This is a genomic window from Arthrobacter sp. TB 23 (assembly GCF_000294595.1).
Lineage (GTDB): Bacteria > Actinomycetota > Actinomycetes > Actinomycetales > Micrococcaceae > Arthrobacter_D.
The window spans coordinates 1-1595 of record NZ_ALPM01000067.1; the positions used below are offsets into that span (position 1 = coordinate 1).

Below are 1595 nucleotides of genomic sequence, written 5' to 3' on the forward strand. Positions count from 1 at the left end.
GGCTCGCCACCGCCCTGGACGCGTTGAAGGACCCGGCGTTTGATGCGCTCCTCAGCGGCACCTCGCCGTTTGAGGACCTGCCGAACGTGATGCGGGACCTTTCCCGCGGCACACTGTCCGCGCTGTGCCACGTGATTGCCTACCCTGGCGCCGACGAACCAGCCACCTAAGTCCTCCGCACCGCTCACTGTCCTCACCTCACCACGACCACCACGACCACCACGACCACAGGAGACCCATGTACCGTCTGACCGTCCGCGACCACGTGATGATCGCCCACAGCCTTCCCGACCCGTTCTTTGGCCCAGCCCAGGGACTGCACGGCGCCACACTGGTGGTGGAGGTGACCTGGCGGCGTCGGGAACTGACCCGGCACGCCGTCGTGATCGACATCGGCGAGGCGACCGCGATGCTCGGCGAGGTGCTGGACGGGCTGCGGTACAAGAACCTTGACGAGCACCCTGACTTTGCCGGTGTCCTCTCCACCACCGAAGCCGTGGCCCGCTACATCGCCGACCAGCTGAGCACGCGCTTCGACACCGCGCCCTTCGCCGGGCTGGACGTGGTGCTCCGCGAACACCCCGATGCGTGGGCGGGCTACTCGGTGGAGTTCGACTCAGCCGACGTCCAGGGCTAACTCCGGTATGGAGTTGGGTCTGGTAATTCCAGGCGGCCTGCCCGGACCGAGTGGCGGCAGCATCTATAACGACCAACTGGCCGCCGCGCTGGGTGAGGCCGGGCACCGCGTCACCATGACCCCAATCCGTGGTGACTGGCCCAATGGCTCGCCGGCCGATCACCAGAACCTCACCGAGGCACTCGGGAAGACGTCCGGCAAAACGGACGGCCCCGTGCTGGTCGACGGGCTCATGGCGTCGGCGGCCCCCGAGGCGATCCGGGCAGCGGTCGACGCCGGCGGTACCGTCTGGGTGCTGCTGCACCTGCCGCTCCCCGCTGAGACCGGTCTGACAGATCAGGAGATGAAGGCTTTCGCTGCCTCCGAGGAAGCGGCCCTCCGACACGCCTCCGGGGTGATCTGCACCAGCCAGTGGGCCCGGGACGACCTGATCCGGCGCTATGGGTTGGACCAGGTCCACGTGGTACCTCCCGGCACCGAACCGGCGGGTCTTGCAACGGGCAGCGCCCCGCTGCACCTGGTGATGCTCGGATCGCTCACGCCCCGAAAGAATCATTCAATGGTGCTGTCAGCGCTCGCCGACCTTGCCGACCTGCCGTGGACCGCTTCCCTGGTGGGCGGTGCCAGCCCACAGGGCAGCTCCCACGTCGCCATGCTTCACGATCAGGCCGCCGCCTTCGAACCGGGTCGCATCACCATCCCGGGCGTACTCCAGGGGCCAGCGCTCGACGCCGAATGGGCACGGTCTGATCTGCTGCTGTTACCGTCGCTGGCGGAAACCTTTGGGATGGTGGTCACCGAGGGTCTGGCCCGCGGCATCCCCGGCGTGGTGGGCCGGGGCACCGGGGCCGTCGAAGCCCTCACCGGTGGCACGGCAGGTCAGCTGCCGGGCGCCGTCGTCGACCCCCACGATCCGCAGGAACTGGCTGCGGTGCTGCGGGACTGGCTCACCGACTCG

Annotated in this window: 2 protein-coding genes; both read left to right on the top strand. The window is 68.5% G+C overall.

Going from position 1 to position 1595, the window contains the following annotated elements; all coding sequences use genetic code 11:
• Window positions 1-238 precede the first annotated feature (238 nt).
• Window positions 239-637 carry a 6-pyruvoyl trahydropterin synthase family protein gene (locus B384_RS0110080; RefSeq protein WP_019482993.1) on the top strand — a complete coding sequence of 133 codons (399 nt, stop codon included), beginning with the start codon at window positions 239-241 and terminating at the stop codon, window positions 635-637.
• Window positions 638-650: 13 nt separating this feature from the next.
• Window positions 651-1595, top strand: a 945-nt coding sequence (locus tag B384_RS18535) for a glycosyltransferase family 4 protein (protein ID WP_237715285.1), incomplete at its 3' end; no start/stop codon positions are given.